The organism is Candidatus Poriferisocius sp. (genome assembly GCF_965214065.1).
Taxonomy (GTDB): domain Bacteria; phylum Actinomycetota; class Acidimicrobiia; order Acidimicrobiales; family Bin134; genus Poriferisocius.
The window spans coordinates 228,344-253,778 of record NZ_CBDCAT010000027.1 but is presented as its reverse complement, the minus strand read 5'-3'; the positions used below and the strand labels follow the sequence as shown (position 1 = coordinate 253,778).

Annotated in this window: 20 protein-coding genes; 9 read left to right on the top strand and 11 right to left on the bottom strand. The window is 62.3% G+C overall.

Annotated elements, in window-relative coordinates; all coding sequences use genetic code 11:
- The first annotated feature begins 1 nt into the window (after position 1).
- Positions 2 to 3,028 carry an ABC transporter permease subunit gene (locus ACOOGG_RS07460; RefSeq protein ID WP_420433843.1) on the top strand — a complete coding sequence of 1,009 codons (3,027 nt, stop codon included), beginning with the start codon at positions 2 to 4 and terminating at the stop codon, positions 3,026 to 3,028.
- A gap of 15 nt (positions 3,029 to 3,043) precedes the next feature.
- Positions 3,044 to 3,856, top strand: coding sequence for a tyrosine-protein phosphatase (locus ACOOGG_RS07455; protein WP_420433841.1), 813 nt, complete (start codon positions 3,044 to 3,046; stop codon positions 3,854 to 3,856).
- 1 nt (position 3,857) lies between these two features.
- Here the strand turns inward: ACOOGG_RS07455 and ACOOGG_RS07450 are convergent, their stop codons facing one another.
- From ACOOGG_RS07450 to ACOOGG_RS07430, 5 genes are all read right to left on the bottom strand, one after another.
- On the bottom strand, positions 3,858 to 4,685 hold the full coding sequence (locus ACOOGG_RS07450; RefSeq protein WP_420433839.1) for a MurR/RpiR family transcriptional regulator: 828 nt from the start codon (positions 4,683 to 4,685) through the stop codon (positions 3,858 to 3,860).
- A gap of 53 nt (positions 4,686 to 4,738) precedes the next feature.
- A complete protein-coding gene (locus ACOOGG_RS07445) occupies positions 4,739 to 5,605 on the bottom strand; it encodes an SDR family NAD(P)-dependent oxidoreductase (RefSeq protein ID WP_420433837.1) in 867 nt (288 codons plus the stop codon).
- The gene (locus ACOOGG_RS07440; RefSeq protein ID WP_420433835.1) at positions 5,602 to 6,060 is read right to left on the bottom strand and encodes a VOC family protein; all 459 of its coding nucleotides are present in this window, start codon (positions 6,058 to 6,060) and stop codon (positions 5,602 to 5,604) included. The genes ACOOGG_RS07445 and ACOOGG_RS07440 overlap by 4 nt, the downstream gene beginning before the upstream one ends.
- A 113-nt stretch (positions 6,061 to 6,173) precedes the next feature.
- Entirely contained in the window at positions 6,174 to 6,974 is an 801-nt protein-coding gene (locus tag ACOOGG_RS07435; protein ID WP_420433833.1) for an SDR family oxidoreductase, read from the bottom strand.
- Positions 6,975 to 7,267: 293 nt separating this feature from the next.
- Positions 7,268 to 7,954 (bottom strand): hypothetical protein, encoded by a 687-nt coding sequence (locus ACOOGG_RS07430; RefSeq protein WP_420433831.1) that lies wholly within the window; start codon positions 7,952 to 7,954, stop codon positions 7,268 to 7,270.
- A gap of 884 nt (positions 7,955 to 8,838) precedes the next feature.
- Between ACOOGG_RS07430 and ACOOGG_RS07425 the strand changes: the two genes are divergently transcribed.
- From ACOOGG_RS07425 to ACOOGG_RS07405, 5 genes are read left to right on the top strand one after another with little or no spacing between them, the layout of a single operon-like run.
- Positions 8,839 to 10,818 carry an ATP-binding protein gene (locus ACOOGG_RS07425; RefSeq protein WP_420433829.1) on the top strand — a complete coding sequence of 660 codons (1,980 nt, stop codon included), beginning with the start codon at positions 8,839 to 8,841 and terminating at the stop codon, positions 10,816 to 10,818.
- 27 nt (positions 10,819 to 10,845) lie between these two features.
- Positions 10,846 to 13,182 carry an N-6 DNA methylase gene (locus ACOOGG_RS07420; protein WP_420433827.1) on the top strand — a complete coding sequence of 779 codons (2,337 nt, stop codon included), beginning with the start codon at positions 10,846 to 10,848 and terminating at the stop codon, positions 13,180 to 13,182.
- Positions 13,175 to 14,353: a hypothetical protein gene (locus ACOOGG_RS07415; protein WP_420433825.1), complete on the top strand. Its 1,179-nt coding sequence runs from the start codon at positions 13,175 to 13,177 to the stop codon at positions 14,351 to 14,353. The genes ACOOGG_RS07420 and ACOOGG_RS07415 overlap by 8 nt, the downstream gene beginning before the upstream one ends.
- The gene (locus ACOOGG_RS07410; RefSeq protein WP_420433823.1) at positions 14,350 to 17,247 is read left to right on the top strand and encodes a type I restriction endonuclease subunit R; all 2,898 of its coding nucleotides are present in this window, start codon (positions 14,350 to 14,352) and stop codon (positions 17,245 to 17,247) included. Before ACOOGG_RS07415 ends, ACOOGG_RS07410 begins: the two co-directional genes overlap by 4 nt.
- Positions 17,244 to 17,996: a M48 family metallopeptidase gene (locus ACOOGG_RS07405; RefSeq protein ID WP_420433821.1), complete on the top strand. Its 753-nt coding sequence runs from the start codon at positions 17,244 to 17,246 to the stop codon at positions 17,994 to 17,996. Before ACOOGG_RS07410 ends, ACOOGG_RS07405 begins: the two co-directional genes overlap by 4 nt.
- On the opposite strand, the gene ACOOGG_RS07400 is transcribed toward ACOOGG_RS07405, so the two are convergent.
- Both ACOOGG_RS07400 and ACOOGG_RS07395 read right to left on the bottom strand, forming a co-directional pair.
- Positions 17,993 to 18,931, bottom strand: a complete 939-nt coding sequence (locus tag ACOOGG_RS07400) for a TIGR03619 family F420-dependent LLM class oxidoreductase (protein ID WP_420433819.1) — start codon at positions 18,929 to 18,931, stop codon at positions 17,993 to 17,995. The genes ACOOGG_RS07405 and ACOOGG_RS07400 overlap by 4 nt on opposite strands.
- A gap of 169 nt (positions 18,932 to 19,100) precedes the next feature.
- Positions 19,101 to 19,748: a hypothetical protein gene (locus ACOOGG_RS07395; RefSeq protein WP_420433817.1), complete on the bottom strand. Its 648-nt coding sequence runs from the start codon at positions 19,746 to 19,748 to the stop codon at positions 19,101 to 19,103.
- Positions 19,749 to 19,972: 224 nt separating this feature from the next.
- Here ACOOGG_RS07395 and ACOOGG_RS07390 point away from each other — a divergent pair, with 224 nt between their 5' ends.
- Positions 19,973 to 21,169: an acyl-CoA dehydrogenase family protein gene (locus ACOOGG_RS07390; RefSeq protein WP_420433815.1), complete on the top strand. Its 1,197-nt coding sequence runs from the start codon at positions 19,973 to 19,975 to the stop codon at positions 21,167 to 21,169.
- A 110-nt stretch (positions 21,170 to 21,279) separates the two neighbouring features.
- On the opposite strand, the gene ACOOGG_RS07385 is transcribed toward ACOOGG_RS07390, so the two are convergent.
- Entirely contained in the window at positions 21,280 to 22,791 is a 1,512-nt protein-coding gene (locus tag ACOOGG_RS07385) for a class I adenylate-forming enzyme family protein (RefSeq protein WP_420433813.1), read from the bottom strand.
- Between the two features lie 87 nt (positions 22,792 to 22,878).
- On the opposite strand from ACOOGG_RS07385, the gene ACOOGG_RS07380 reads away from it, so the two are divergent.
- A complete protein-coding gene (locus ACOOGG_RS07380) occupies positions 22,879 to 23,661 on the top strand; it encodes an enoyl-CoA hydratase/isomerase family protein (protein WP_420433811.1) in 783 nt (260 codons plus the stop codon).
- Positions 23,662 to 23,670: 9 nt separating this feature from the next.
- On the opposite strand, the gene ACOOGG_RS07375 is transcribed toward ACOOGG_RS07380, so the two are convergent.
- The 3 genes from ACOOGG_RS07375 to ACOOGG_RS07365 form a co-directional block, all read right to left on the bottom strand.
- A complete protein-coding gene (locus ACOOGG_RS07375) occupies positions 23,671 to 24,696 on the bottom strand; it encodes a hypothetical protein (RefSeq protein ID WP_420433809.1) in 1,026 nt (341 codons plus the stop codon).
- Between the two features lie 30 nt (positions 24,697 to 24,726).
- On the bottom strand, positions 24,727 to 25,026 hold the full coding sequence (locus ACOOGG_RS07370) for a putative quinol monooxygenase (protein ID WP_420433807.1): 300 nt from the start codon (positions 25,024 to 25,026) through the stop codon (positions 24,727 to 24,729).
- A gap of 84 nt (positions 25,027 to 25,110) precedes the next feature.
- Positions 25,111 to 25,410 carry a putative quinol monooxygenase gene (locus tag ACOOGG_RS07365; RefSeq protein WP_420433805.1) on the bottom strand — a complete coding sequence of 100 codons (300 nt, stop codon included), beginning with the start codon at positions 25,408 to 25,410 and terminating at the stop codon, positions 25,111 to 25,113.
- Between the last annotated feature and the right edge of the window lie 25 nt (positions 25,411 to 25,435).

Genomic DNA, 25,435 nt, shown 5'->3' with positions numbered 1-25,435 from the left:
GGTGCTTCCGGCCATTCTCGCGGCGAGCCGAATCAATCCACAGGTGATGTTCAACGGCGCGGTTACCGGCATCGTCATAGGCCTGTTGGCGATGGGGATCGTGCTGACATACCGGTCGACGAAGGTGATCAACTTTGCAGTGGGGAATATGGGCCTTATCGGCGGGGTGCTCTTGCCGCTGCTCGTTCTTCAGTACAATTTCCCGTTTTGGGTGGCCGTCGCTCTGGTTCTGGTGATGGGCGCGGTATTCGGGGGCATCGTCGAGCTCACCGTCATCCGGCGGCTCTTCCGGTCGCCCAGGGTCATCTTGCTGGTGGCCACGGTGGGTGTAGCCCAGCTCTGTCAGGTGATCCCCCTCACGTACCCAGAGCTCAATGTCAAAGGTGTTCGGCGGTATCCAGTGGTCACGTCGGCTAGCTGGCGACCCTTCGAAGGATTGGGGGTGAGCGAAGTCCAGCTCTGGACGGTGCTGGCCGCCCCGGCGGTGATCGCCGCGGTCGGCTGGGGGCTGCTGGCACTCCGCCCCCCGCAATTCCGCTCTAGCCGGCGGAACATTTGGCTGAGGACATGGGTGGTCGGGTTGGCGCTGACCTTTGGAGTGCTCGCGCTGGTCTCGGGCGGGGGAGACCCCAAGGGGATTCGCATTTCTGGGACTCAGCTCACCATCCTCATAGCGGTCCCGCTCGTCGCTCTCGGCCTATATGTGATTCTCAACCGCACATGGTTCGGCAAGAACGTGGCCGCCGCGGCCGAAGATTCCGACCTCTCCCGGCTGGCAGGCGTCAACCCGAAAGTCGTCTCAACGTTCGTGTGGGTACTTGCCGGGCTCATCTCCACGATTGCCATCGTCTTGCTGTCGGGGCAAAGCGGCAGTGTGTCCGGTCTTGGGGGGCTTGGCCCTTCGACGCTGGCGCGGGCCCTGGTTGCCGCCGCAATTGCGGGGATGACCTCATTCCCCCGGGCCATGGCCGCCGGCATCTATCTGGGGGTCATCGAGTTCACGATTCAGTTCAATTTCCTAGGCCAACCGGGGCTGTTCGATTTTCTACTGCTGGTTGCCGTGTTGGGCGCGGTAGCCATGCAGCGAAGCCAGAAACTGTCGGCCGAGTCGTTCTCGTTCACCCCCAAGATCCCCCCGATACCCGATCACCTCCGCCAGATCTGGTGGATTCGCCACATGAACCGGCTCGGATTCGGCGTTGGGCTTTTGGCGTTGATCCTGTTGCCGCTCATCGTTACTCAGCCGAGCCGGAACCTGGCCTATGCGTCGGTTCTCGCCTTCGCGTTGTGCGCTAGCTCGCTCACCGTCATCACCGGTTGGTCGGGCCAGGTCTCGCTAGCCCAGATGAGCTTTGCCGGGATCGGCGCGCTGATTGCCGCCGCGTTGACCCGCGGCCTCGAGATGGACTTCTGGTTCATTGACTTCCACGCCGCCCCCATACCGTTTGGGCTGGCCGTGTTCATCGCGCCGGCGGCAATAGCCCTGCTGGCCGTGGTGGTGGGAGTGGGCGCTCTTCGGGTGCAAGGACTCATGCTGGCGGTCACCACCCTTGTGCTGGCGTTGGCCGCGTCGCTCTACATCTTCCGGCGGCCGATTTTCAACGACGGCAACGCTCGGACAGTTTCATTTCTGCGCGGCGACTTGTTCGGCATCGATCTGTCCAGCCAGCGCAATTACTACTACTTCTGCCTAGCCCTTTTGGCTGTTGTCCTATTCGTCTTGTCGCGGCTTCGCCGATCAGGCATCGGCCGGGGGGCGATCGCGGTTAGAGACAACGTCGACGCCGCGTCGGCCTATACCGTCAGCTCCGCTCGTGTGAAGCTGTCGGCCTTCGCTCTGGCGGGCGGCATTGTCGGCCTAGGCGGGGCGGTGCTCGCTGGATTGGTCCAAAGCGTCCCGCTATCGGAGCGGTTCTTCACCGTGGACGACTCCATAAGGCTGGTCGGCATCGTGGTTATCGGCGGTCTCGGAACGATCATCGGACCGGTGCTCGGCGCTCTTTGGATCGAGGGCCTCCCGGCCCTGTTCAACGACAGCAGCGTGGTGGCGCTGTTCACCTCCAGCATCGGGCTTTTGCTGGTGGTGATGTACTTCCCCGGCGGCTTTGTTCAGGTCCTCTATTCGTGGAGGTCGTCGGCGCTGAGTTGGGCGGAGAGCCGCTACGGTTTGTCGATCCCGCCCAAGGGTGTCCAGGGGTCGGTTCGGCTGCCGAGAACGAATCGCGTCCGCGCCGACACTGGGCCTGCGGTTCTCGAAACCGACAATCTGAGCGTGGCGTTCGGCGGAAACCAGGCATTGAGCGGTGCATCGCTGTCGATTCCCCACAATCGCATCGTCGGGCTCATCGGCACCAACGGCGCGGGAAAGTCGACGTTCATGAACGCCGTCGGAGGGTTCGTCTCGGCTGGCGGCTCCGTGAGGCTCAATGGAACGGAGATCAGCCGGCTCGCCCCCCATCGCCGGGCCAGGCTCGGCTTGGGCCGGACGTTCCAGGGGGCGACGCTGTTTCCCGAGCTCACCGTGCGCGAGACGGTACAAGTGGCACTTGAGGCCCGGGAGCGAACGCCGATTATCGCCACCGCAGCGGGCCTGCCGCCCTCGAACAGGATCTCCCGGGCGCACAGACAGGCCGCAGACGAGATCATCGACTTCCTCGGCTTGGGCCGATACGGCGATTCCTATGTGGGCGACCTGTCGACCGGTACGCGGCGGATCGTCGAAATCGGAGGCCTTCTGGGCCTCGACGCCCACCTCCTGTGCTTGGACGAGCCCACCGCGGGCGTCGCCCAGCGAGAGGCCGAGGCATTTGGCCCACTGCTGGTCAGCATCAACAGCGAACTCGGGTCTTCGATGCTGATCATCGAGCACGACATGCCGCTGATCATGAGCGTGAGCGATCACGTTTACTGCTTGGAGGCGGGGCAGGTCATCGCTGAGGGAAGCCCAGCCGAGGTTCGCTCCGATCCACTGGTCGTCGCCAGCTATTTGGGAACCGACGACCGGGCCATTGCCCGATCCGATCTCTAGGCAGCTAGCAGGACGATGCAGCCAGCACACGACAATACCGATGGCGTCGAGGAGCAGGCGTCCCGCTACTTCCGCCGGGTTCTTCGTTTTGACGGCGCTCTCAATGTGCGAGATCTCGGTGGGGTGACCACAGTGGCGGGAGAACAGGTGCGGTTCGGTCTCGTCTACCGATCTGATGACCTCGCTGACCTCAGCGCAGTCGATCTGGCCGAGCTTGAACAGCGCTCAGTCCGCACGATTGTGGATTTCCGCAACTCCGAGGAGATAGAAGCCCGGCCGTCTCGGCTTCCCCGCGGTGCTGGGATCATGCCCGCACCGTTCCCCCCGGGGGAAAGGACAGCTGCTGAGATCATGGAGCTTCTGGTTGGCGGTGAGCTGACCCCAGACGATGCCCATGAGATTCTCTTCGACTCCTATCGTCACATCACCAGAACCGGTGGCCCGATGTTCGCCGCGCTGATCCGCTCGATCATTGGGCAGTCCCCAGTCCTCTTCCATTGTGCGGGGGGCAAAGACCGAACCGGCGTCGCGGCCGCGGTCATCTTCTCGCTGTTGGGCGTGGGCCGAGACCAGATCGTCGCCGACTACATGCTGACCAACGATCGGTTGGTCGAACAGTCCAGTACGTTCCAACTCAGGCTGGCGGAATACCCCGAGGATTCGCGCGATGTTCTTCTGGCATTGGGATTGGCGAATCCGGTCTACATTGAGTGTTCGCTCGATATCATCGACCACGAATTCGGGGGGATCGACAGGTACGCCCGTGATCAACTGCTTCTGTCCCCTGCCGAGATCAACGCTCTAGGGCAACACCTGCTACAGCCGTGAATCAGCCGTGTGGCTCTCGGCGGGCTGCCCACGGAGGGCTTAGTCGGTGTTCGGCGATCATTTCACTCCACAGCCCCTGGGCGGCTCGAGCCCGTTCCGGTTGCAAGTTGGCCACTGCGACGAACAGCGCATCAACAACCGCTAGGTGGGCCAGTCGGCTGGAGACCGCGGCGATTCGGAACTCCGACTCGGTACCCCCGGCCAGCAAAACGAGGTCAACCGATTCGGCCAGCGGAGATCGGGCAAACGTCGTAATGGCGGCCGAATGTGCGCCTCCGCTTGAAGCTGCCTCGATTGCGGTAAGGGTCTCACGGGTGGACCCCGAGTGGCTGATAGCCATCGCGACGTCTCCCGGCCGGAGGAATCGGGCTGCGGTGAGCTGCATATGTGAGTCGGAGTGGAATTCGGCTCGGAATCCCAGCGTCCGGAACCGGAAGGCGGCGTCGAATGCCACTGCTGCGCTGGCCCCCGCACCCAAGAAGATGATGGTGCCGGCCCTGAAGAGCCGCTCGGCGACCTGATTGAAGCTGGCCTTGTCCAGCGTGTGCTGGGTGTGGCTGATCGCATCCACCGTTGAAGCCAGGACTTTGGATAGCACCGATTCCCGGTCGTCAGCGTCGAACGGCCCGTCGAAACCAGTGGCCGTTCCCTCCGCGGCGAGGCGGAGCTTCAAATCTTGAAAGCCGCGCAGACCGAGCTCTTGGCACAGTCGCACAATGGTCGACATCGAAGTTCCGGTTCGCTGGGCCAAGTCCGAGACCGAAAGACGGACCACCATCGCGGGATCGGCCAGGATCTCTTCTGCGACGATGGCAAGCTTCGGAGTCAAGCTGGGCAGGAGGCTCCGAAGATGAATCGTCGGCGGTATGTCGGAGGTCGCCATCAGCCGTCTTGGGGTGGCCATCCCTCGACCAGCCCGAGTTCCGCACACAGCTCCAGCGAATTGAGGGTGCGCCCACGCCACCGTGCTGTTCGCTCGGGGTCCTCGGCCAGCCAGGCCACCACCGTCCCGGTGGCTTCGGGGGGCGCTCCGCCGAAGTTGTGCAAGTCGAGCGCCTCCATCGTCTCGGTCCAGGTGAATCCGGGATCGATGTTCACCGCGGTGATTCCATCTGACTCGTGCTCGGCTTGAATCAGCGGCGCCATGCGGTGGAAGGCGCCCTTAGAGGCGCAGTGGGCAAAGCCGAGCATCTTCATCTTGACCACCTCATAGGGCGGATCGTCGACCTGGCCGGCCGACGAGGTGAGATTCAAGATAAGCCCCGATCCCCGTTCGATCATCGAGGGCAGGATGAGCTGGGTGAGAAGCACCTGGCGCAGCACATTGGCGGTAAACGCGGTATCGAGGGCCCCGAGGTCGAGCACCCCCACCGGGTCGAGCAAGCCCGGGCCGCTCCAGATGGCGTTGTTCACCAAGACGTCGACCCGACCCCATTCGCTGAGGGCTGTATCGGCGGCGGCACGCACCGACTCCTCAGACAGCAGATCCATGGTGATGGGCAGGGCACGCTGTCCTCGGTCGGCAATCTCGGCGGACGTTGTTTCCAAACTCCCGGGCACGGCCACGTCGCCTCCGCCGTCCGAAGTCGGCGGCCCGATCGTCCCTTCGCCCTCCCTCACCGTCCGTGCGGTGATGGCCACGTCGTATCCCACATTGGCGAGAGCCAACGCACTGGCCCGGCCGATTCCCCGGCTCGCGCCGGTAACCAGCGCAACCGGGCTGGACGCTTGCTGAGCTTGATTGCTCACGACAACGGTCCTGATACTTCGACGCCGGGGGGCGTCTGGGAGATCTCGATCATCACGCCGTCGGGGTCCAGGATCATGAATTGCCAGAATCCCTTGATCTCCGAAGGGCCGCTGACAATTGGGACACCGTTAGCCTCACAGGCGTCCGCCGCCTCATTGATGTCGGCAACCCGGACGGTAAATCCCTGCAAGCCGCGCTGGTTCTCCTGAGGGTCGCTCATCCCCGTGTCGCCCAGGTAGACGAACTCCACCTTCTGCCCTCCGACCAGCCCGACTACCACCCGGCCCTGGACCCCTTCTCTGCCGACGATGGCGTCCAGTCCTGGTCCTGAGATCTGCTCGTCGGACAGGACTTCGTAGCCCAGCAGTTTGGTGTAAAACTCCAGCGAGGCATCAACGTCCACTGGGTGAATGATCACGTGCGACCAGTGGCGTACTCCGACTGCTCCTGACATGTTCACGTCCTCTCAGAAATCGGCGTTGGCAGGATACTCCATAAATGTCACCAAGAAACGAAATCTTTTCGATCATCCGCTGAGGAGATTTCTTCAGTCGTTGGTACGCGGCCCTATAACAGCGGGGTTTCCTCGCTGCCAGGCAGGGGTGGTTCGCCGGCACCCTGCACGGTTTGGTCGATGTCAATCACGTTGCCGGTAAGAAGGCCCGAATCGGGCGACAGGCAGAATGCGATGGCATTGGCCACTTCCCAGGGTTGTACGAGGCGCTCGAACGGTCGGGCAGGGGCGGCCAACTCCAGCCAATTTTCCGGAGCTCCGTCTTGGGTCATCTGGGTGTGGTGCTCCGACTCGGTCTCCATCCACCCTGGGTTCACCTGGTTCACTCGGATGTCGTGGCGCATCAGGGCGTAGGCCAGGTTCTTGGTCATAGTGGCTAGCGCCCCCTTGGACATCGAATAGGCAGTCAGCCGGGGCTGCCCGCCGTGGCCGCTGGTCGAGCCAACATTCACGATCGATCCCGCGACACCGGTCTCGATCATCACCCGAGTCGCAGCCTGGATGAGGAAGTACGGCCCCTTGACATTGACTGCGAAGTGACGGTCAAGATGCTCCGGGGTGTCGTCGAACAGCGTGGCCCGGGTAGTGAGCGCCGCCACGTTCACCACCCCTTGCACCGTCCCATACCGCTCTACACAAGTTTCCACCACCATGCCCGGCGCATCCGATTCCCCAATGTCGGCCGCCACAAACACCGACGGCGTGCCCAGCCCGGTGAGCTCATCAGCCAGCGCCTGACCCCGATCGGCAGACCTCCCCACCAGCACCAACCCCGTCGATCCCCCATCCTCCACCAACTTGCGCGCCACCGCCTCACCCAACCCCTGCGTCCCCCCATTAATGATCGTGATCACGTTCTGATTTCTACACGAAACAGAATGAGCAGCGAGATCGCCTCGACAATCCCCCTCACGTGGACCTGTGGCTGATTTGGGGTGATGTGCTTATCGAGGAAGACCTCCCGCCCGCAACGTGAGCGAATTCCTCGAAGCAGAATCCGACACACTTGTCGCAGCGATCAGTAAGACCCTCACAAAGGCGTAACCCCGGCCGCGTGCCGAAGCAGGAACGGTTCCGAGGTCTAGGGCACCAAGTTTGCGAGGCGCAGAAGTTTGGGGCAACGACTTTCTTGGGACTGAGCAGATTGTCAGGCCGGTCTGGACGCCAATACGGCAGGGATGCGGGACAAGTCAGCCATCCAGGCATACGTGTCGGAGCACATCCATCGTATGAGCTCCAAGATCAACGCAGCGTCAGCTGCCAATTCTCGACGGTGTAAGGGCTCGTGATGGGCGACACGGTTTCTCAAGAAGTGGAGACGATCTATCCGTGACTCAACGTCGATCTGAATCTGAACAGCGTTATTTGGTGTGGGATGGTGCGGGAATCTTGAGGCCAAGGCCGGACTCCACAGTGATGTGAGATAGCGCTCTGTGCATAGAAAGCGCCAGAACCCGAATCCCAACTCGGCGATCACATTGCTTTGGGGTGGATGTGGCTGCCCATGTCGAGCAGCCCGCCCTTTAGCCTTCGCGATCACCTTGAGAATATGCCTGCTGCCGCGGCCGGGGAAGAGCGGGCGGTGGTCGTACCAGGGGTGGGGCAAGCCGTCCGATGCGGCAAGGGCGGTTAGGGCCTCGTCGAATCGATTGCGGAGTACCACCTCGAGCCGTCCAAGGTCTTCGAGGAAGGCGGCAGCAATCTGCGCGTTCCAAGCGTAGAGGTCGAGTGCCAGATCTAGGTCGTCGTCGCAGTCCTCGAGGTACGACCTCAGTCGGTCGATGGTCAGGCGACTTAGGATGACCTGGGGATCGAACGTTGACGAAGCGGGCATCGGTCGGTATCCTCACTCGTGAAAACCCCGGAACCGTCAATGCTTCGGCAAACGGCCGGGGTTACGTCTTGGTGGGTGGAAGTGAGGGCGACCGGGAGGTCGCTATTGGTGCCGCCAGGCAGCCGAATTGAGGCTATCCGCGGTGGAGGCCGATTCGGCACTAGCAACCAGCAGAGGGCGGGAAGACAGCGACGCCATCAGCAGACTCCCCGGCTACTTGCTCTACAAGCAGTGGTACTGGCTGTGGCTACCGCTAGCAAGCTCTAAGCAGGTGCTCCCCAAGTGCCACAACCTGGGGAGACGCTAAGGAGGCCCCATGGCCAGTTTGACTGTTCCACGAGAGGACATCGTTGAGATGTTGAGGAGGAATGCGGAAGCGACCGGGCTTGGCTTGCGCAGGTTCTACGAGCTTGGCAAGGAAGATCGCCTCGACAATCCCTTGCTTCGTGACCTTTGGCTGATATGGGGTGATGTGCTTACCGAGGAAGACCTACCACCTGTAGCGTGAGAGAACACATGGGCGCAGTACTTTGTGACTCGCGTGCCAGACCTCCCGATCGTATGCGGGGACGAGTAGTTGTCCCCGTACCGCCGCTGTTTTGCTCGTCCATTCGGAATCCCGCAGCACTGTGCTAAGCAAGGTGTTACGCTCAACAGGGATGGTGCTTGACGCAAACTAACCGTCCCAAAAACCTAAGATCACTGACCCGCATTTGTCATGCAGGACCTCAAAAGGCCAGGTCAGGAGGCTTGACAGGTTGGATTTCGCCAAGTGGCGATGACGCTCCCCAAGCGCAAACGGGCTGGCAGACCGCCGTTCCGTTTCGTCTACCGGGGGGCAAGATTGATTTCGAGGTGTCGCACCCTCGTGGGAGGCTGAAGTAGTGGAGAACTTAGACCTTGTCGTGGAGGGAGACCATCTCGAACGAGTGGCCAAGGCAACGGCTCTTGCAGCAGTCAGCGAGCTCATTTGGAACGCGCTCGACGCTGAGGCTGATGTAGTCGATGTGGTCATCCACCCTTCCGCTCTGGCAGGCGATCAAGGGGTGGGATGGATTCAGGTCATTGACAACGGCCATGGAATTGCCCCTGAAGAGGTATCTGATGCATTCGGTCATCTAGGTGGTTCGTGGAAGGCTACGAGCGACCGGAGCAGAAATCGAAAAGTCCAGCTTCATGGTCATGCGGGTCAGGGACGCTTCAAGGCCCTTGCGTTGGGCGGAGTGGCTGAGTGGAACAGCGTTGCAGCAATTGGAGAGGACCGCATCCGTACGCGCCTTTCGATCCATAAGGCCAGTTTGAAGTGTTGCAAAGTTCAAGGTCCTGAGGAGGCCGGCGATGAAGTCGGTACGACTGTCTCGATCAGGGATCCCGCAAAGTTGGCCCAGTGGTTTGTCGATGAAGACCAGGTCCGGGCAAAGCTCACAGGCACTTTTGCCCTCCGCATTCGCGAGCAGCGCGGTCTTGAGATTCGACTGAACGGCGTCAAACTCGACCCAGAATCGATCCAATCAAACGTTGCTGAGTATGAGATGGAGTTGGAGAACGAGGAGCATGGTAGGGCATCGCTCACAATTGTCGAGTGGAACCAGGAGGTTGACCGTGCCCTTCACCTATGTGATTTGGCTGGTTTCTCGCTTCACTCCATACCTCCGGGGATTCAGGCTCCCACCTTCAACTTCACAGCCTATGCCCACTGGGATGGTTTTCGAGAATATGAACAGGTTCTCGGCTTGGGCGAGTTGAGCCAGGATATCGCCCCGATAATTCGGGTTGCCCAAGACCAACTCAGAGAGCACTTTCGCCGCCGCGCTGATGAGCGAGATTCGGAAGTCATCAAGGAGTGGAAGCAAGAGGGTGCTTATCCTTATGAAGATCAGGAGGCGGTGACACTTACTTCTGCAGAGCAGGCAGAGCGGCAGGTGTTCGATCTGGTTGCTCTCACGATGAACGCCGCTAGCCCAGCATTTGCAAGATCAGAACCAGCAAACAAAAGGGTCACACTCCGCCTACTTCAAGAGGCGGTTGAACTCTCACCTGACAGCATCCACCGGATACTTGGGCAAGTTGCGCGTTTAGATGTACAAAGACTGAATGAACTTGCCGAATTGCTGGAGCATACTGAACTGTCGAAAATTATCGCAGCAACTCGACAAGTGACTGATCGGCTTAACTTCATTCAGGCGCTCGATCTCCTCTTGTTTGATCTCAGTTCTGAGATAGGTGAACGGAAACAATTGCATCCGATCCTTGAAGGAGAACTATGGGTGTTCGGTGACCACTTCGAATCAGCAATAAGCGAACGAGGACTCACAAACGTCCTGAGGGAGCACATATCAATTCTTGGGCGGGATGAACTGATACAAGAGCCAGTATTGCGGGAAGATGGCACGACAGCAAGGGTTGACTTGATGCTGTCGGCTCGCATTGCGGGGCGTGGTTCGAGGAAGGCCGAACACCTTGTCGTCGAGCTGAAGGCACCTTCAGTGACTTTGAGCATGAGTGAATATGGTCAAGTTCAAGACTATGCAACGGCTGTGCTGGGGAATTCAAGATTTCACAATTCGGAGACGCATTGGGAGTTTTGGCTGCTCGGCAACGAGCTTGATGGATCACTTACGCGACTAGTTGAAAATCAGAAAGACCGCCAACCTGGTCTTGCAGACCTTGGCGACAACTATTCGATATGGGTCCTTCCATGGTCCCGTCTCATTGAGGACCATCGTCGGCGTCTCTTATTCATGAAGGAGGCTTTAGAGCACCATGCTGACGAAGGTTCCGCAATCGAATATTTGCGACGCACTCATGCTAAGTACCTTCCAGCCAGCATTGCAATGGACGACCACTCCAATACTGATAGCTAAGGGGTCTCTACGTAGTTTCCTAGCTCGTTGCGGGGGAAGATGGATGCGTCGGAGTTCAAGGAGTACATCTTCGGAGCGCTGTTCCTGAAGCGGGCGAGCGATGTGTTCGACGAGGAGCGCCGCCGGGTCATCGAGGACCAGCTTGCGCAGGGCCGCTCGCAGGAGGAAGCCGAGCAGCGCGCCGACGACCCCGACTACTACAACGAAGCGTTCTTCGTACCGCCTCAGGCTCGCTGGTCGACGCTGCGCGACGAACTGCACCACCAGGTCGGAGACGGGCTCAACAAGGCGCTCGCTGCACTTGAAGAGCACAATCACTCGCTCGAAGGCGTCCTGCAGCACATCGACTTCAACCGGCGGGTGGGCACATCGACGGTCACCGACAAGAAGTGGCGCGACCTCATCGACCACTTCACCAAGTACCGGCTGCGCAACGAAGACTTCGAGTTTCCCGACCTGCTGGGCGCGGCCTACGAGTACCTGATCCGAGACTTCGCCGACTCTGCGGGCAAGAAGGGCGGCGAGTTCTACACACCTCGCCCGGTCGTCCAGCTGATGGTGCGCCTGGTTGACCCGCAGGACGGCATGAGCATCTACGACCCGTGCTCGGGTTCTGGCGGCATGTTGATCTACGCCCGCAACCATGTGGTCGACAACGGCGGCAATCCTGCAAACCTCGTACTGGCCGGCCAAGAGAACAACGGCACCACTTGGTCGATCTCGAAGATGAACATGCTGCTGCACGGCATCCGGGACGCCGACCTCAAGAACAACGACACGCTCACCAACCCCGAGCACACCAGCGGCGGCGAGCTGAAGCGGTTCGACCGTGTCATCACCAACCCGCCGTTCAGCCAGAACTACGACAAGGACTCGCTCGCCCACACCGAGCGGTTCCACTACGGCTACACCCCTGAGGGCGGCAAGAAGGCCGACCTCATGTTCCTGCAGCACATGCTGGCCGTCCTCACCGACGACGGCATCGTCGCCACGGTCATGCCGCACGGGGTGTTGTTCCGAGGCGGGGTCGAAGGGTCCATCCGTCAGAAGATCGTCGAAGACGACCTCCTCGACACCGTCATCGGTCTCGGCCCGAATCTGTTCTATGGAACCGGCATCCCCGCTGCGATCCTGATCCTGAGAGCCAAGGGTTCGAAGCCATCCGAGCGGCGGGGCAAGGTGCTGTTCATCAACGCCGATCGCGACTACGGCGAGGGCCGTGCGCAGAATCACCTGCGTCCCCGGGACGAAGAGAAGATCACGGCGACCTACCGGGACTTCGCCGACGTGGACGGCTTCGCCAAGATCGCCACCATCGACGAGTTGGCCGAGAACGACTTCAACTGCAACATCCGACGCTATGCCGATAACTCCCCACCGCCCGAGCCCCACGACGTTCGAGCCCACCTCCACGGCGGCGTGCCCATTGTTGAGATCGCCGATGCCGCAGAGCTGTTGGGGCGGGCTGGTTTGAATGCCCTTGAGGTCCTGTTCTCCGATCGCGGCGATGGCTACGCCGACTGGTGCCACAACATCGCCTCTCCCGAAGGGCGAGAAGCCGCACACGGTGCCATCGGCTACGCCGTGGCCCAACGTTCAGCCGCCACTTCATGGCCCCAATGGTGGGCCGGCACCGTCGAGCCAATGCTGCGCGACCTGCCCGGTTTGGACAGCCTCGCCGGCGTACGCCGACAGCTTGTCGAGGACTTCAGCGCCAAAATGGCCGATGCCGGTGTAGACGGCTTCGTCGCGGCCGGCATTGCAGCCACATGGTGGGAGGACAGCGTCCACGAACTTCAAACTGCGGCCAGCCGGGGTTGGAAGGCAGTCATCGAGGCCTGGCTCACCACTGCCGAAGCCAGCCAAGACGACAAGAACGCTGTCGATTTGACTGATCAGATTGCGATCAGACTCCTGGCCGGGCCCCAGCTGAACTCCCGGACCGAGATTGCTACCGCGCTCGCCAGCTTGGATGCCGAGATCAAGGTGGCCGAGGTTTCCGGCGATGAGGAGGAAGAGCTCCACGAGGACAGCCCGACATCCACCGAGATTAAGAAGATGAGGTCGGAGCGCTCTTGGTCCAAGAAGTTGCTCAAGGCCATCGACACGTCACTTCTTGCTACGGCCCGCCAAACCCTCGCTGCCATGTCGGAGGTCGAATCTCACCACGAGACCATCGGCGTGTTGCACGACCGCATCGAGGCGCTGATGGGGGATCACTTCTCCGACATCCAACGCAGCGCCCTCGCCTGGTACGACGGTCTTGTCAGCAAGTACGGCACCACCCTGCGCGATCTCGAAGCCAAACGCGACACTTCCGTTGCTCGTCTCGATGAGCACCTAATGAGGCTGGGATATGGCTGACTGGGTCACTAAGGAACTTGGCTTCATTGTCGAGATTGAGAGTCAGCAGATCGCGCCAACAGCCTTTCCGGACGAGATATTTTCCCACTACAGCCTGCCGGCTTTCGACGCCATCGGTGGCCCACTTGCCCAAGCGGGACGGCACATTGAAAGCAGAAAGTTTCGATTAGTGCAGTCTGCGGTGCTCGTATCGAAGCTCAATCCACGAAAGATGCGAGTACAAGCGTTTGAGTTCACGGGCGAGCGTCGAGCTGTGGCATCAACCGAGTTCATGGTGTATGTGCCGCGCGTCGACGACCTCAACCTGCCCTACCTAAAGCACTTATTGTCGGGCACGCGGTACGCACGGAGGCTGCAGGCAGTAGCAACCGGAACTACGAATTCGCACGTCCGAGTAAAGCCTGCTGAGACTCTTCGATGGCTAGTCCGCGTGCCGCCATTGGAAGAGCAGCGGCGGATCGCAGATGTCCTTGACACAATCGACGGATCCATCCGCGCTTCAGAAAGCGTGCTCGCCAAGCTGGGCGATCTACGGAGCGCCCTGCTGGCCCAACTGGCCCTTCAGTGCGCCGACAACGGGACGCCGGTGCCGCTCAATAGCGTCGGTGACTGGCTCTCGGGAGGTACGCCGAATACGAATGAGCCGTCTTTCTGGGGCGGACCGATTCCTTGGATTACGGCGTCGAGCCTTCGCGAGAAGTACCTCTCGCGTTCGACGCGGACGCTCACGGCCGCCGGGGTGCGCGCCGGGAGCCGACTCGTGCCGCCGGGAACACTGATCTGCGTGGTGCGCGGTATGAGTCTCAAGAGCGAGTTCCGCGTCGGTGTCGCCGCCGTGCCGCTCGCGTTCGGGCAGGACTGCAAGGCGCTGCAGGCAACGGGCGACTGGCTTCCCGCATACCTCCACCTGCAGCTTTCTGCGCGGGAGTCAGAGGTGCTGAGGCTCGTGGACGAGGCAAGCCATGGCACTGGCCGATTGCAGATGCCGCTTCTGGGAGCGCTCTTGGTAGATCGAATTTCCTTGACCGAGCAGCAGCGGGTTGTGACGTTGTATCAGGCCCACGAAAAGCGTGTGTCGGCAGAGGAGGCTGAGCTGGCGAAGCTGCGGCGGCTTCGTGCCGGTCTCGCAGCGGACCTCCTGTCGGGACGGGTTCGGACGGTGGCGACGTGACGTCGGGCCCGGAATGGGAACGGGTGGAACGGCCGCTGCTGGAGCACTTGTCCTCGTTGGGTTGGGAAACGCTGATCTGGTCCGAACGGCAGGCTGACGGAGTCGACGCCCGTGCGGCGGATCGCGATGTGTTTCTGGAACGGCGGCTCGGTGAGGCGCTGAAAGAGATCAACCGTGGTCCCGACGGCAGCGCGTGGCTGGACGAGGCTCGAATCAGCGCTGCGATCGCGGAACTGCGGTCGATGCCGGCGGGTGCCAAGTTGCTGGAGGCAAACCGGTTGTCGACCGACTTGCTGCTGGGCGGAACCACGGTCGAGGGGCTCGACGGCTGGGACAGAGGCCGAGACCAAGTCGTCAACCACATCGACTGGGATGACTGGCCGGCCAACGATTTCCTTGCCGTATCGCAGTTCTCGGTGGCCACGCCGGGGCAGGCGCCGAACATCCGGCCCGACGTGACGCTGTTCGTGAATGGCATTCCTCTGGTCGTGATCGAGGCCAAACCGCCTGGCCATGACAGCGCTATCACCGATGCAATTGACCAGCTCCGCCGATACGCCAACCAACGAGACAGTGGAGCCAATGAAGGCGCCGAGCAGCTCTTCTGGACGAATCAGCTCACCGTCGCCACGACGGGCGAGCGCGCTCAGGCGGGGACGTTCTCGGCCGAACCCGAGCACTACATGGCATGGAAAGACCCATGCCCCGCCACTGTCGACGAGGTCGCCGCCTCGCTCGGCAAGCCCGCCGATGCCGTCACGCAACAGGAGTTGCTGACGGCAGGAATGCTGGCGCCCGAGCGGCTGCTGGACATCGTCCGGCACTTCACGCTGTTCACCAACATCGGAGCGGGCCGCACGATCAAGCTCGTCGGTCGGTATCAGCAATACCGCGGCGTCCAGAAAGCACTTCGGCGGCTGCTCACCGGAGATACACGCGCCGTCGATGGCCATGTCGATCGCCGCGGCGGAATCATCTGGCATACCCAGGGTTCGGGCAAGAGCCTGACCATGGTCTTCCTGATCCGGGCCATGCGCAGCCACCCCCAGCTCCGAAGCTTCAAGATTGTCCTGGTCACCGACCGCACCGACCTTCAGGCTCAGCTCAACAGCACCGCAGCACTGGTCGGCGAGACCGTCAAGGTCGCCCGAAGCGCGGCCGAAGTCCGAGAACTGCTGCGCCAGCCAGGCCCGGCCGTGGTCATGGCGATGATCCAGAAGTACCGCGACACCTCTGGGGACGACGCCGATGGGTTGGGCGAAGGCGAGACGTTCGAAACGCTGAACGAGTCGGAATCGATCCTGGTGATGGTCGATGAGGCGCATCGCTCACAGGCGTCGACGCTGCACGCCAACTTGATCGACGGGTTCAAGGGCATGATCGTGGCCACAAGCCGGGAGGCATGCCTGCGGTACTTCGGCGCATTGAACACAGCCAGAGACGAGTTGGTTATCGAGCTCGACCAGCGCCGGAACGACCTTCTGGACCGTTCTAGCGACTCTCGTCTCCTCGATCCTGAAGAGTCGTTTCTGCGGGGAGCGGCGGGTCAGGTGGATTTGATCCGTGCGCTGGAATTCGCGCCGGTGATCTCGGGCGATCACAACGATCCTCCGCATTACGCCGAGTGGACCGACAAGGCGAACCAAGAGGCCCGAATCAACAGCTTCAAATCGCCGCTGGGAGAAGAGGGCGACAACCGCAGTCCACTGTCGCTTTTGATTGTGAAGTCGATGCTGCTCACCGGATTCGACGCACCTTGGGCCCAAGTCCTGTATCTCGACCGGATGATCCAAGAGGCCGAATTGCTCCAAGCAATCGCTCGGGTCAATCGGACAGCACCGAAGAAGACCTACGGGCTGGTGGTGGACTACTACGGCGTGTCTTCGCAGCTAACCCAGGCACTGGCCGCCTACGCCGGCGACGATGGCGAAATCGATCCGGACGTGGAAGGTGCGCTTCGTCCGCTGGCGGCTGAGATCGAGAAGCTGGAGCCGCAGCGCCAACGGGTTCGCCAGATCTTCGTGCAGCGGGGGATCGAGCCGGCTGTAACCGTCGATGCCATCGAAGACTGCGTCCACCTTCTCAGTGATGAGCGGCTACGAGCCGAATTCGATGTGGCGCTGCGGATGTTCCTCACCACCTTCGACACCGTGCTGCCCCGGCCCGAGGCCCTTCGGTTCGTGGACGACGCCAACCTCTTCGGCGAGATCCAGATTGCCACCCGGCGCCGCTACCGGGATACGCCCGATGGCGACTTCGATCCGCTCAAGTATAAGGAGAAGGTCCGTCGGCTGATCGACGAGCACATCACGGTGCTCGACCTGTCTCAGAAGATCGCGCCTTTGAGGATCACCGACCCCGATTTCCGGAGCCGAATCAAGGAAATCAACTCTGATCGGGCCAAGGCGTCCGAGATGGAGCACGCGGCCCGCCACCACATCCGCGAGCACCTCGACGAAGATCCCGCCTACTACGGCAAGCTCTCCAAGCGCATCGACGAGATTCTTGAGCGGCTTGAAGACCGGTGGGATCAGATTGCCCTTGAATTCGAAGAGCTGATCGCCGATATCAACGTCGGACGCACTGATGAGGACAACACCGGGCTCGACCCGACCACTGAGCTGCCCTTCCACGGGCAGATGGCCGAGAAGGTGGCCAGCTCCGATCCTGATGCTTCCGATCAGCTCATCGCCCAGACCCGGGAGATCGTCTCCGATATCCGACGCACTATCAAGACCGTTGGATTCTGGGACAACCCCACCAAACAAGACGAACTCCGCAAGGCCGTGAAGCGCAAGCTCGATAAGAGCGACCTGTTTGATTTCAAGAGCCTCGACGAGTTGGCTGTTGAGCTCGTCGACCTGGCCAAGGCCAATCAGCAGCGACTGGCATGACGGCCGCTGCTGTCGTTTGTCTCCACGAGCTTCCCGAGCTTGTTGTGGGCGACCTCGCTTTGGCGATCGCTCCCCCCAGCGACCGCACCACGATTGAGATCACCGTTGAGCGGGATGCCTCGCTGATTCTCAGAGCTCCTCTAGACACATCCATCGAACGGGCGACCCAGTTCGTGATCGACAAGCGCCGGTGGGTGTACCGCAAGCTGGCTGAGAAAGACGCCCTGACCGGACCGCCGATCACAAAGCAATTCGTCGAGGGGGAGGGCTTCGCCTATCTCGGTCGCAGCTACCGCCTTACCCTCACTGACCAGGTAGCCGACGTCCGCCTTGAGCGAGGCCGCTTCCTCATGAACCCGTCTCAGGTAGATCAGGGACCGGCGGCTATGCGCCGCTGGTACACCAGCACCGGCACTCAATGGCTCCGAAAGAGGATCCGCCCCTGGGCCGCTCGGATAGGAGAAGGCTCCATCGATGTTGCTGTGAGGGACCTGGGCTACCGCTGGGGCTCAGCCCGCCCCACTGAAGGCCCTCAGCGCATCAACGTCCACTGGGCCGCCCTCCAGCTCCCGCCCAGCCTCATCGATTACATCGTTGTCCACGAGCTCGCCCACCTCCACGAAACCAACCACACCCCCGAGTTCTGGGCCATCGTCGCCCGCCTAATGCCCGCCTACGAATCCCCCAAGTCCATCCTCGCCACCTTCGGCAAGAACATCTGGCTCGGGTCGGTCGCCCTGAACATCTAGCGGCCGGCGGAGGGGCGGAAGGCGGCTACTACCTCGGATAGGAAGTCGTGGGCCTCGGCGGCGTCGGAGGGAATGGGGAGGTGGGCTCGGAAGTCGGTGACGCCGGCTTCGACCAGGGCCGGGACGCTGTCCATGGTGGCGGCCAGGTCAACGCCGTCGTCGGTGCGCACGATCGGGAGAGTGCCCACCACCCCTATGTCAGACGGGTCGCGGTCGAAACCGGCCACCGCCGCCCGCATCTGGTCGATGTGGGAGGCCATGTCGCCGCCCATGTAGTCGCCCCAGGGGATCCAGCCGGCGCCGAAGCGGGCCAGGCGGCGCATGGCCCGGGGGTTGACCGTGCCGCTCACCCAAACGGGCACCCCGCCGGGCTGCACCGGCTGGGGCTGCATGTAGATGCGGGAGAACTCGAGCTGGTCGTCGCTGAAATCGGCCGGGCAGGAGCCCCATAGGGCCTGGCACACCGCCAGGGTGTGGTCGAGCTGGGCACCCCGCTCGGCGAAGTCCAGTCCGGCGGCCTCGTACTCCTCGGCCTGCCACCCCACGCCCACACCGAGATCAACGCGGCCGCCGGTGAGCACGTCGAGGGTGGCCAGCTGCTTGGCCAGGATCACTGGGCGGCGCAGAGCGGCCAACAAGATGTTGTTGCCCAGCCGAAGGTTGCTGGTGGTGGCTCCCAGCGCCGTCAACACCGTGGTTGGCTCCAGCCAGTGGCCATCGGGTCCGGTGGGTTGGCGACCTCCCGCCATGCCCCCCAATTCGGGCTGGCCGTAGGCCTCGAGGCGCTCGCCGAACACCACATGGTCGCTGACCACTACCTTGTCCACACCGGCGGCATCGGCGGCCTTGGCCAGATCTAGCACGGGCTGCCAACCTCCGGGGCCAGGGTCGGAGGCGGCGAAGGTGCGGAGATTGATGGAGAGCAGCGCTGTCATGGCGCCTTGCTTAGCCGATCAGAGGCCCAAATGGCGCAGCGACCGGTAAACGGGAAGACTCGGCCACCCATCTCCGGTCACTGCGCCATTGATATTGTCAAATTGTTTAGGATCTTTCTGGCTTCAGCCCTCCTCGGCCGACGCCAGAAAAGTCGTGATGATCAAGTGGCTAGGAACTCGATTCCGAAACCTTGCCGATGAAGGAGGCATGGCTCAGAGCCAAGCTCCAGATAGCGAGCACTACGGCGATGATCCACTGGATGGCCATCCAGAAGCCGTTGGCCTCCAGGGCCGCGGACATGAGGAGCAGCACTGAGATCAGCAGCATCACCAGTGAGGCGACACCCTGAATGGTTCGGTGAGCTCCTGCGGGCAGCAGGCGGAGGCCGCCGAGGCCGGCGATGCCTATTGACGCATAGAAGATCGGCCAGGTGATCAGCAGCATCGCGAGCTTGGCCGACTGCATAGAAACTGCGATGTCCATGCTGGCGAGGCCGTTCCTGCCGATGCCGTCGTCGAGCACCCTGACGGCCATATGGTCGAACCCTTCGATCACTGCCATGACTAAGAGGCACAGCATTCCCAGCAGCGTCCCGCCGCGAATCATGTCTCCTGCCAGACCTTGCTCGGTTACAAAGTGCCTAATGCTGTTGAGGCCAGTGAGGAGGAACATCAGTCCAAAGGCGTACAGCACCGCTGAGGTATGGGTGAGAACCGCATTGTCGTCCATGGCACGCACTAGTCCGTCGATGTTGTTCCAGTCGACGCTGTCAACGAAAACCCCTGGCTTGAGCGCCCTGCCGATGGCAGATATCACGCCCCCGAAAAAGATGTACACGCCTCCGCGCTGAATGGCACTCAAAGATGACAACACGTCATACCCCCGGTCCGTTGTGTCCGACTCCAGTAGTCAAAACTGACCACAGTTTTTCAGATGTGAAACTAAATCGCACGGATTTGGCCAAAGCGTACGGGCAGATGGCACGTCCAAGTTGGGCTTTGGCCTTCCAGTGGCGTTCGGGCAGCAGCCAAACTTGGGGCGTGACCCCGACTCTGGCTGAGTTCTGCGATGCGGCCCGGGCGTTCTTGGATGCCAACGCCGAGCGGGCTTTTGCGGGCGAGTTCATCTGGGGAATCGGCTCTGACGAGATTACCGTGTATGCCGAGAAGAGCGCTGCGGATGAGCAGGCGGCAGTCAGGGCCGCTCAACAGTGGCGGGCCAAGATGTGGGAGTCGGGGTTCGGCTGGATCACCGGGCCGCTTGCCTACGGGGGACGGGGCCTCGACCCGGAATACGAACGCATCTACCTCGACTTGGAGGCTGGTTACCAGGTGCCGTCGCAGACCATGTTCGGCAGTTCGCTGGGGGTGGTGGCCCCCACGATCTTGGCCCACGGCTCTGAATGGCTCAAAGACCAGTACCTGGCCCGGCTGCACCGGGGGGACGTCTTGGCCTGCCAGCTACTGAGCGAGCCGGAGGCCGGGTCGGATTTGGCCTCGCTAAGCACCCGGGCGACTGCCGATGGCGACGAGTGGGTGATCAACGGACAGAAGGTGTGGAGCTCTCGGGCCCACTTCTCCGACATCGGCCTTCTGCTGGCCCGCACCGACTTCGAAGCACCCAAGCACCAGGGCATCACCGCCTTCATCTACCCGCTCGACACCCCGGGCACTGACGTGAGGCCTCTCCGGCAGATGACGGGCGGAGCGGAGTTCAACGAGGTCTTCTTCGACGGAGCCCGCATCAGTGACCGCTACCGAGTGGGCGATGTCAACGCTGGGTGGTCGGTGTTCCGCACCTCGTTGCAATCTGAGCGGGCCTCGATTGGCTCGCGGGGTGCAGGATACGGCGGCAGCGGGCTGGCGGGGTTGGCTGCCCCCCAGAAGGTGGTGCAGCTTGCTCAACAATTCGGCCTGGCTGACGATCCGGTGGTGCGCCAAGACCTGGCTCGCCTGTACACCGGCTACCGGCTGGTGGAGTGGAATGCCAACCGGCGGCCTCCGCTGGCCCCGGCGGCAACCAAGTACGGCACCGCCCGGCACATGAACTGGGCGGCGTCGATGATCGCCCGGCTGCTTGGCCCTCGCATCTGCGCCGACACCGGCGAGTGGGGCACTTACGCGTGGAAGCAGCTCCTGCTTGGAGCATGCGCCATTCGCATCGGCGGTGGCACCGACGAGGTTATGAAGAACGGCGTGGGAGAAGCGGTTTTGGGGTTGCCGAAGGAGCCGCGCTGACTGGGTTTACCATCCTCCGGCGGGTTGGCGGGTCCTGTCCGGGCCCAGCCCGCCGTCCTCGCAGAGCTGCGGGCGGCAGGCACCCTGAGCCCGGCCACCCCCCAACCCGCCTACCGCTTCTCCGCTTCTTCAACTTGTTGGAGTTCTAGGGCTTTGCGGTTGATTTTGGACATGGGGGTTAGGGGGAAGGCATCGGTGAGGTGGAGGTGCTCGGGGAGTTTGTAGGCAGCGATGTGCTGCTGGCCGAAGGCTCGCAGCTCTGCCAGGGTGGGTGGGTCGGCGGGGTCGGCGGGGATCACCACGGCCACTCCGACGGCTCCCATCACCTCATCGGGCCGGGGAACCACGCACACACCGGCCACTTTGGGGTGCCAGGCCAGCACTTTCTCGGCCTCCACGGGAAAAACCACATAACCGCCCCGGTGGAAACCCTCTCCCCGGCGGCCCACCAGGCGCAGGCAACCGGTGTCGTCGATCCAGCCCTGATCACCGGTGTGGAGCCAGCCGCCCCGAAGCGCCTCGGCGGTGGCGGTGGGATTGCGCCAGTACCCGGCCATCACCGTGGGGGATCGAAAGCACACCTCTCCCACTGTCCCGGGGGGCACGGCCAAATCGCTGTCGGGGTCGCGCACCTCCACTTTGATGCCTGGTCGAGGCCGCCCCACGGTGTAGAGCATCTCCTCCATGGGGGCGTCGATCCAGGTGAAAGTTCCAATTCCCCCGGCCTCGGTACAGGCGTACCGCTGAGTCCAGTCGGCCCCGAATCGCTGGCGGGCCTCCTCGATCACATTGGGGGGCGAAGGCGCCCCGCCAGTGACCACGAGCCTTACCGATGAGAAGTCGTACTGGTCGAAGTCGGGATGGCGGAGCATGAGGGCGATCTGCGGGGCCACGCCGCCCATTGCGGGCATCCGGTAGCGGGATACGGCATCCAACACCGCAGTGGCGTTCCATTTGTCGATCACATGAAGGGTGGTGCCCACCGCGAACTGGGCCGGCACTTTGCCCATCACTCCGATATGGGCCATCTGGGTGTTGGAGGTGATGGGGCCTCCTTCCCCCCAACCGTTGCCGGTGTCGACGACGGCGATGTCGGCCAATATCTGGTCGGTGAACGTCGCCCCCTTGGGCACGCCGGTGGTTCCCGAGGTGAACACCACCGCCACCGGCCGGTTGCCGTCGGGGGGAAGTGGCGTAGGAGCCTCGTCACGCACCCGGAGATCGGCGCACACCGAACCAGGCCTGTTGGCAAGGGCGACCTCTATGACGTCGATGTCCAGGCTCATCCCTTCTGCCATGGCGGCGGTGGCGATGGCCCGATCGGCGCCGGCCACTTCGTCCACCAGCACGGCACGCTCGGGAGCGGGCAGGCGGCTGCTAACTCCGGCGGTGATGGCCCCCAGCTTGGCCAGCGCCCCGTACAGCACGATGTAGTCCACCGAGGATGGCACCAGCAGGGCCACCACCTCGCCGTGGCTTACGCCTCTGCGGGCCAAACCCACCGCAACCTCGTCGGTCAGCTGGTCGAGGTCAGAGAAGCTGACCCGCCATCCCTCCTCGGCCACAAGGGCCGGACGGTCAGAGAACCGCTTGCCCGACGCCCTGATGGTTTCTGCCCACATCTCCTGAGTGTGCCATTTCGGGATGACTGAGTACCCGCCTTGTGGAGGGAATACGGTTGGCGGGTTCAAATGGCAAGGAGCATGGAAATGGGCGAATTTGTCAGGATTGAGACCGGCACCGCCGATGGGGTGGCGACGCTGCGGTTAGACCGACCTAAGGTCAATGCCTTGAATGCCCAGGTCGTGGCCGAATTGCATCAGGCGGCCGACGAGCTGGCCGGGCGCAGAAACATCCGAGCGGTGGTGATCTGGGGCGGGCCCAAGGTGTTTGCCGCCGGCGCCGACATCACTGAGTTCTCCGGGATGAGCATCGAGGACGCACGGGACCTGAGCCAGCGGATCAACGACGCCTTTCGGGCGCTGGAGTCTCTCCCCCAGATCACAATCTGCGCCATCAACGGCTACGCCCTCGGTGGAGGGTGCGAGCTGGCCATGGCCGCCGAATTCCGCCTGGTTGGGGAAAGCGCGGTGTTGGGTCAACCGGAGATTCTGCTGGGCCTTATTCCCGGCGGGGGAGGCACGCAGAGGCTTAGTCGCCTGGTGGGCATAACCATGGCCAAAGAACTGATCTACAGCGGGCGTAACGTGCGAGCCGATGAGGCGGTGGCCATAGGACTGGCCTCTGCCGTCCATCCCGAAGACGAACTGTACGACGAGGCGATCAAGCTGGCCGCCCGCTACGCCTCAGGCCCTGCCGCCATCACCCTGGCCAAAAAAGCCATCCTCGACGGCTACTTCCTTTCCCTCGATGACGCCCTAGAGGTAGAGGTGGATGCCTTCGCCGCCTGCTTCGACACCGACGACGCCCACATCGGCATAGCCAGCTTCCTCGAGAGCGGCCCCGGCAAGGCGAAGTTCACCGGTTCATAATCATCAGGGTCAAAGAACTGGGTTGGCCTCGGAAACGGCCAAGGCCCTCTCTTCGGGAGGTGTGGGGCCGAAGCGGCGCCAGAGCCAGCCGAGGGCCGCGCCGATGACGATCATCAGCACCCCGATGAGAGCCATATCAACCAATCGGCCGCTCAAATCCCCCAGCAGGGCTTCGTGAATCGACTGGGCGGCCCGCACGGTGTCGGTATTGTCGATGAGCACAGCCAGCAGCGCCCGGGAGCCGTAGATTCCCACCCCCAGGATCCCGGCCATGGCGACGATGCCGGCGCCCATGCTCCACAACACGCGAGTGCGAGACGGCGATATCAACAGTGCGCCCATGCCGCACAGCAGGATCAGGGTGATGGTGGAGGACCGCCGGTCTTGGAGCTGACCGAGGAACTCCCAGAATCTGTCGCCCGGCTCGGTGCGCTGGAGCACGGTCACCACCCCGGCGTCGACCGGCGGTGTCACGCTGTTCAAAAAGGCCAGTTCTTCGCCGGTGGCGATTTCAGCCAGCGTCTGGTTGAAGATCGGCCCCAAATCGATCTCAACGCTCCGGATGGGCGGGTTGGCCACCCGGGTGCCGCCTACTACGGCCAACACATCGCCGTGAGCCTGTCGCACTGCCTGCTGCAGCAGCTGGCTATTGGCCTCATCAGTGAGCAACTCCCCCACCACCGCGGGGACCTCCTGCTGGATGGCCTGCTGAGCGCCGGCCGAGCCTGCGGGCGTGACCGGCAGATCGGCCATCTCAATTGTGGTGGTGATGAAGGAAGCGGCCACCACGTTGTGGACGTCTTCGTCGTCAAAGATCCCGGCGAGTTCCTCGGTGAAGCGGTCTTCGTCGAACACCACCAGATCGGCATAGGTGGTGAGCGCGGAGAAACCCGACCCTAACACCACGATCAACAGCAACAGAACGGCCACGGCCTCGCGCACCGTTCGGGAGGTGACGCTGCGCCAAGAGCGCACCAGTTGCTGGAAATAGTCCTCCACCGTGTTCAGTCTGCCCGTCTCCCGCTGGTTCTTCACGCCACCCTGGACGAAAGGTGGCCGAACGGGCTACCCAAAGAGCGGGCTGACCGAGGAGACCTGGTATTTCTTCCCGTCCATCCCGGTGATGCCCAATTCGTTGATAGCAGCGCCGAATGCCGCGATATGCGGGGCGGTGAAGTGGGCGCCCAACGCCTCTTCACTCTCCCATATCTCGAAAAAGCGGATCTTGCCCGGCGCTTCCACCGAGAAGACGTACTCAACGTTGCCGTCCTCGGCCCGGGACGCGGCGGCCATCTCGTTGGCGGCCGCCATGAACGCCTCGGTGTTCTCGGGGGAAAGGGAGCCAGTGCCGGCTATAACGATCATGGGATCTCCTCAAAGTGGTTATGAGCGGTCACAGCGTAGCCAGAGGGGCAGTAGGAATCGCGATCGGGCTGATTATCGTTGCGGCTAACCGAACAGCGGGGCGACCGAGGAAACCTCGTACTTCATTCCGTCCATCCCCGCCATGCCCAGTTCGTTGACCGCGGCCTGGAACGCTCCGAAGTGGGGACCGGCGAATTGAGCCATCATGGCTTCCTCGGTCTCCCAGATTTCCAAGAACCTGAACACGCCCGGCGCCTGCATCGAGATGCAGTAGTCGATGTTGCCGTCAAGGGTTCGTGACGTAGCGGAGACGTCTGCGGCGGCGACCATGAATGCCTCCGAGTTGTCGGGAGGGACGGTAACGGAACCAGCAACGACGATCATGGAAGCTCCTCATGGTGGGGCAAGC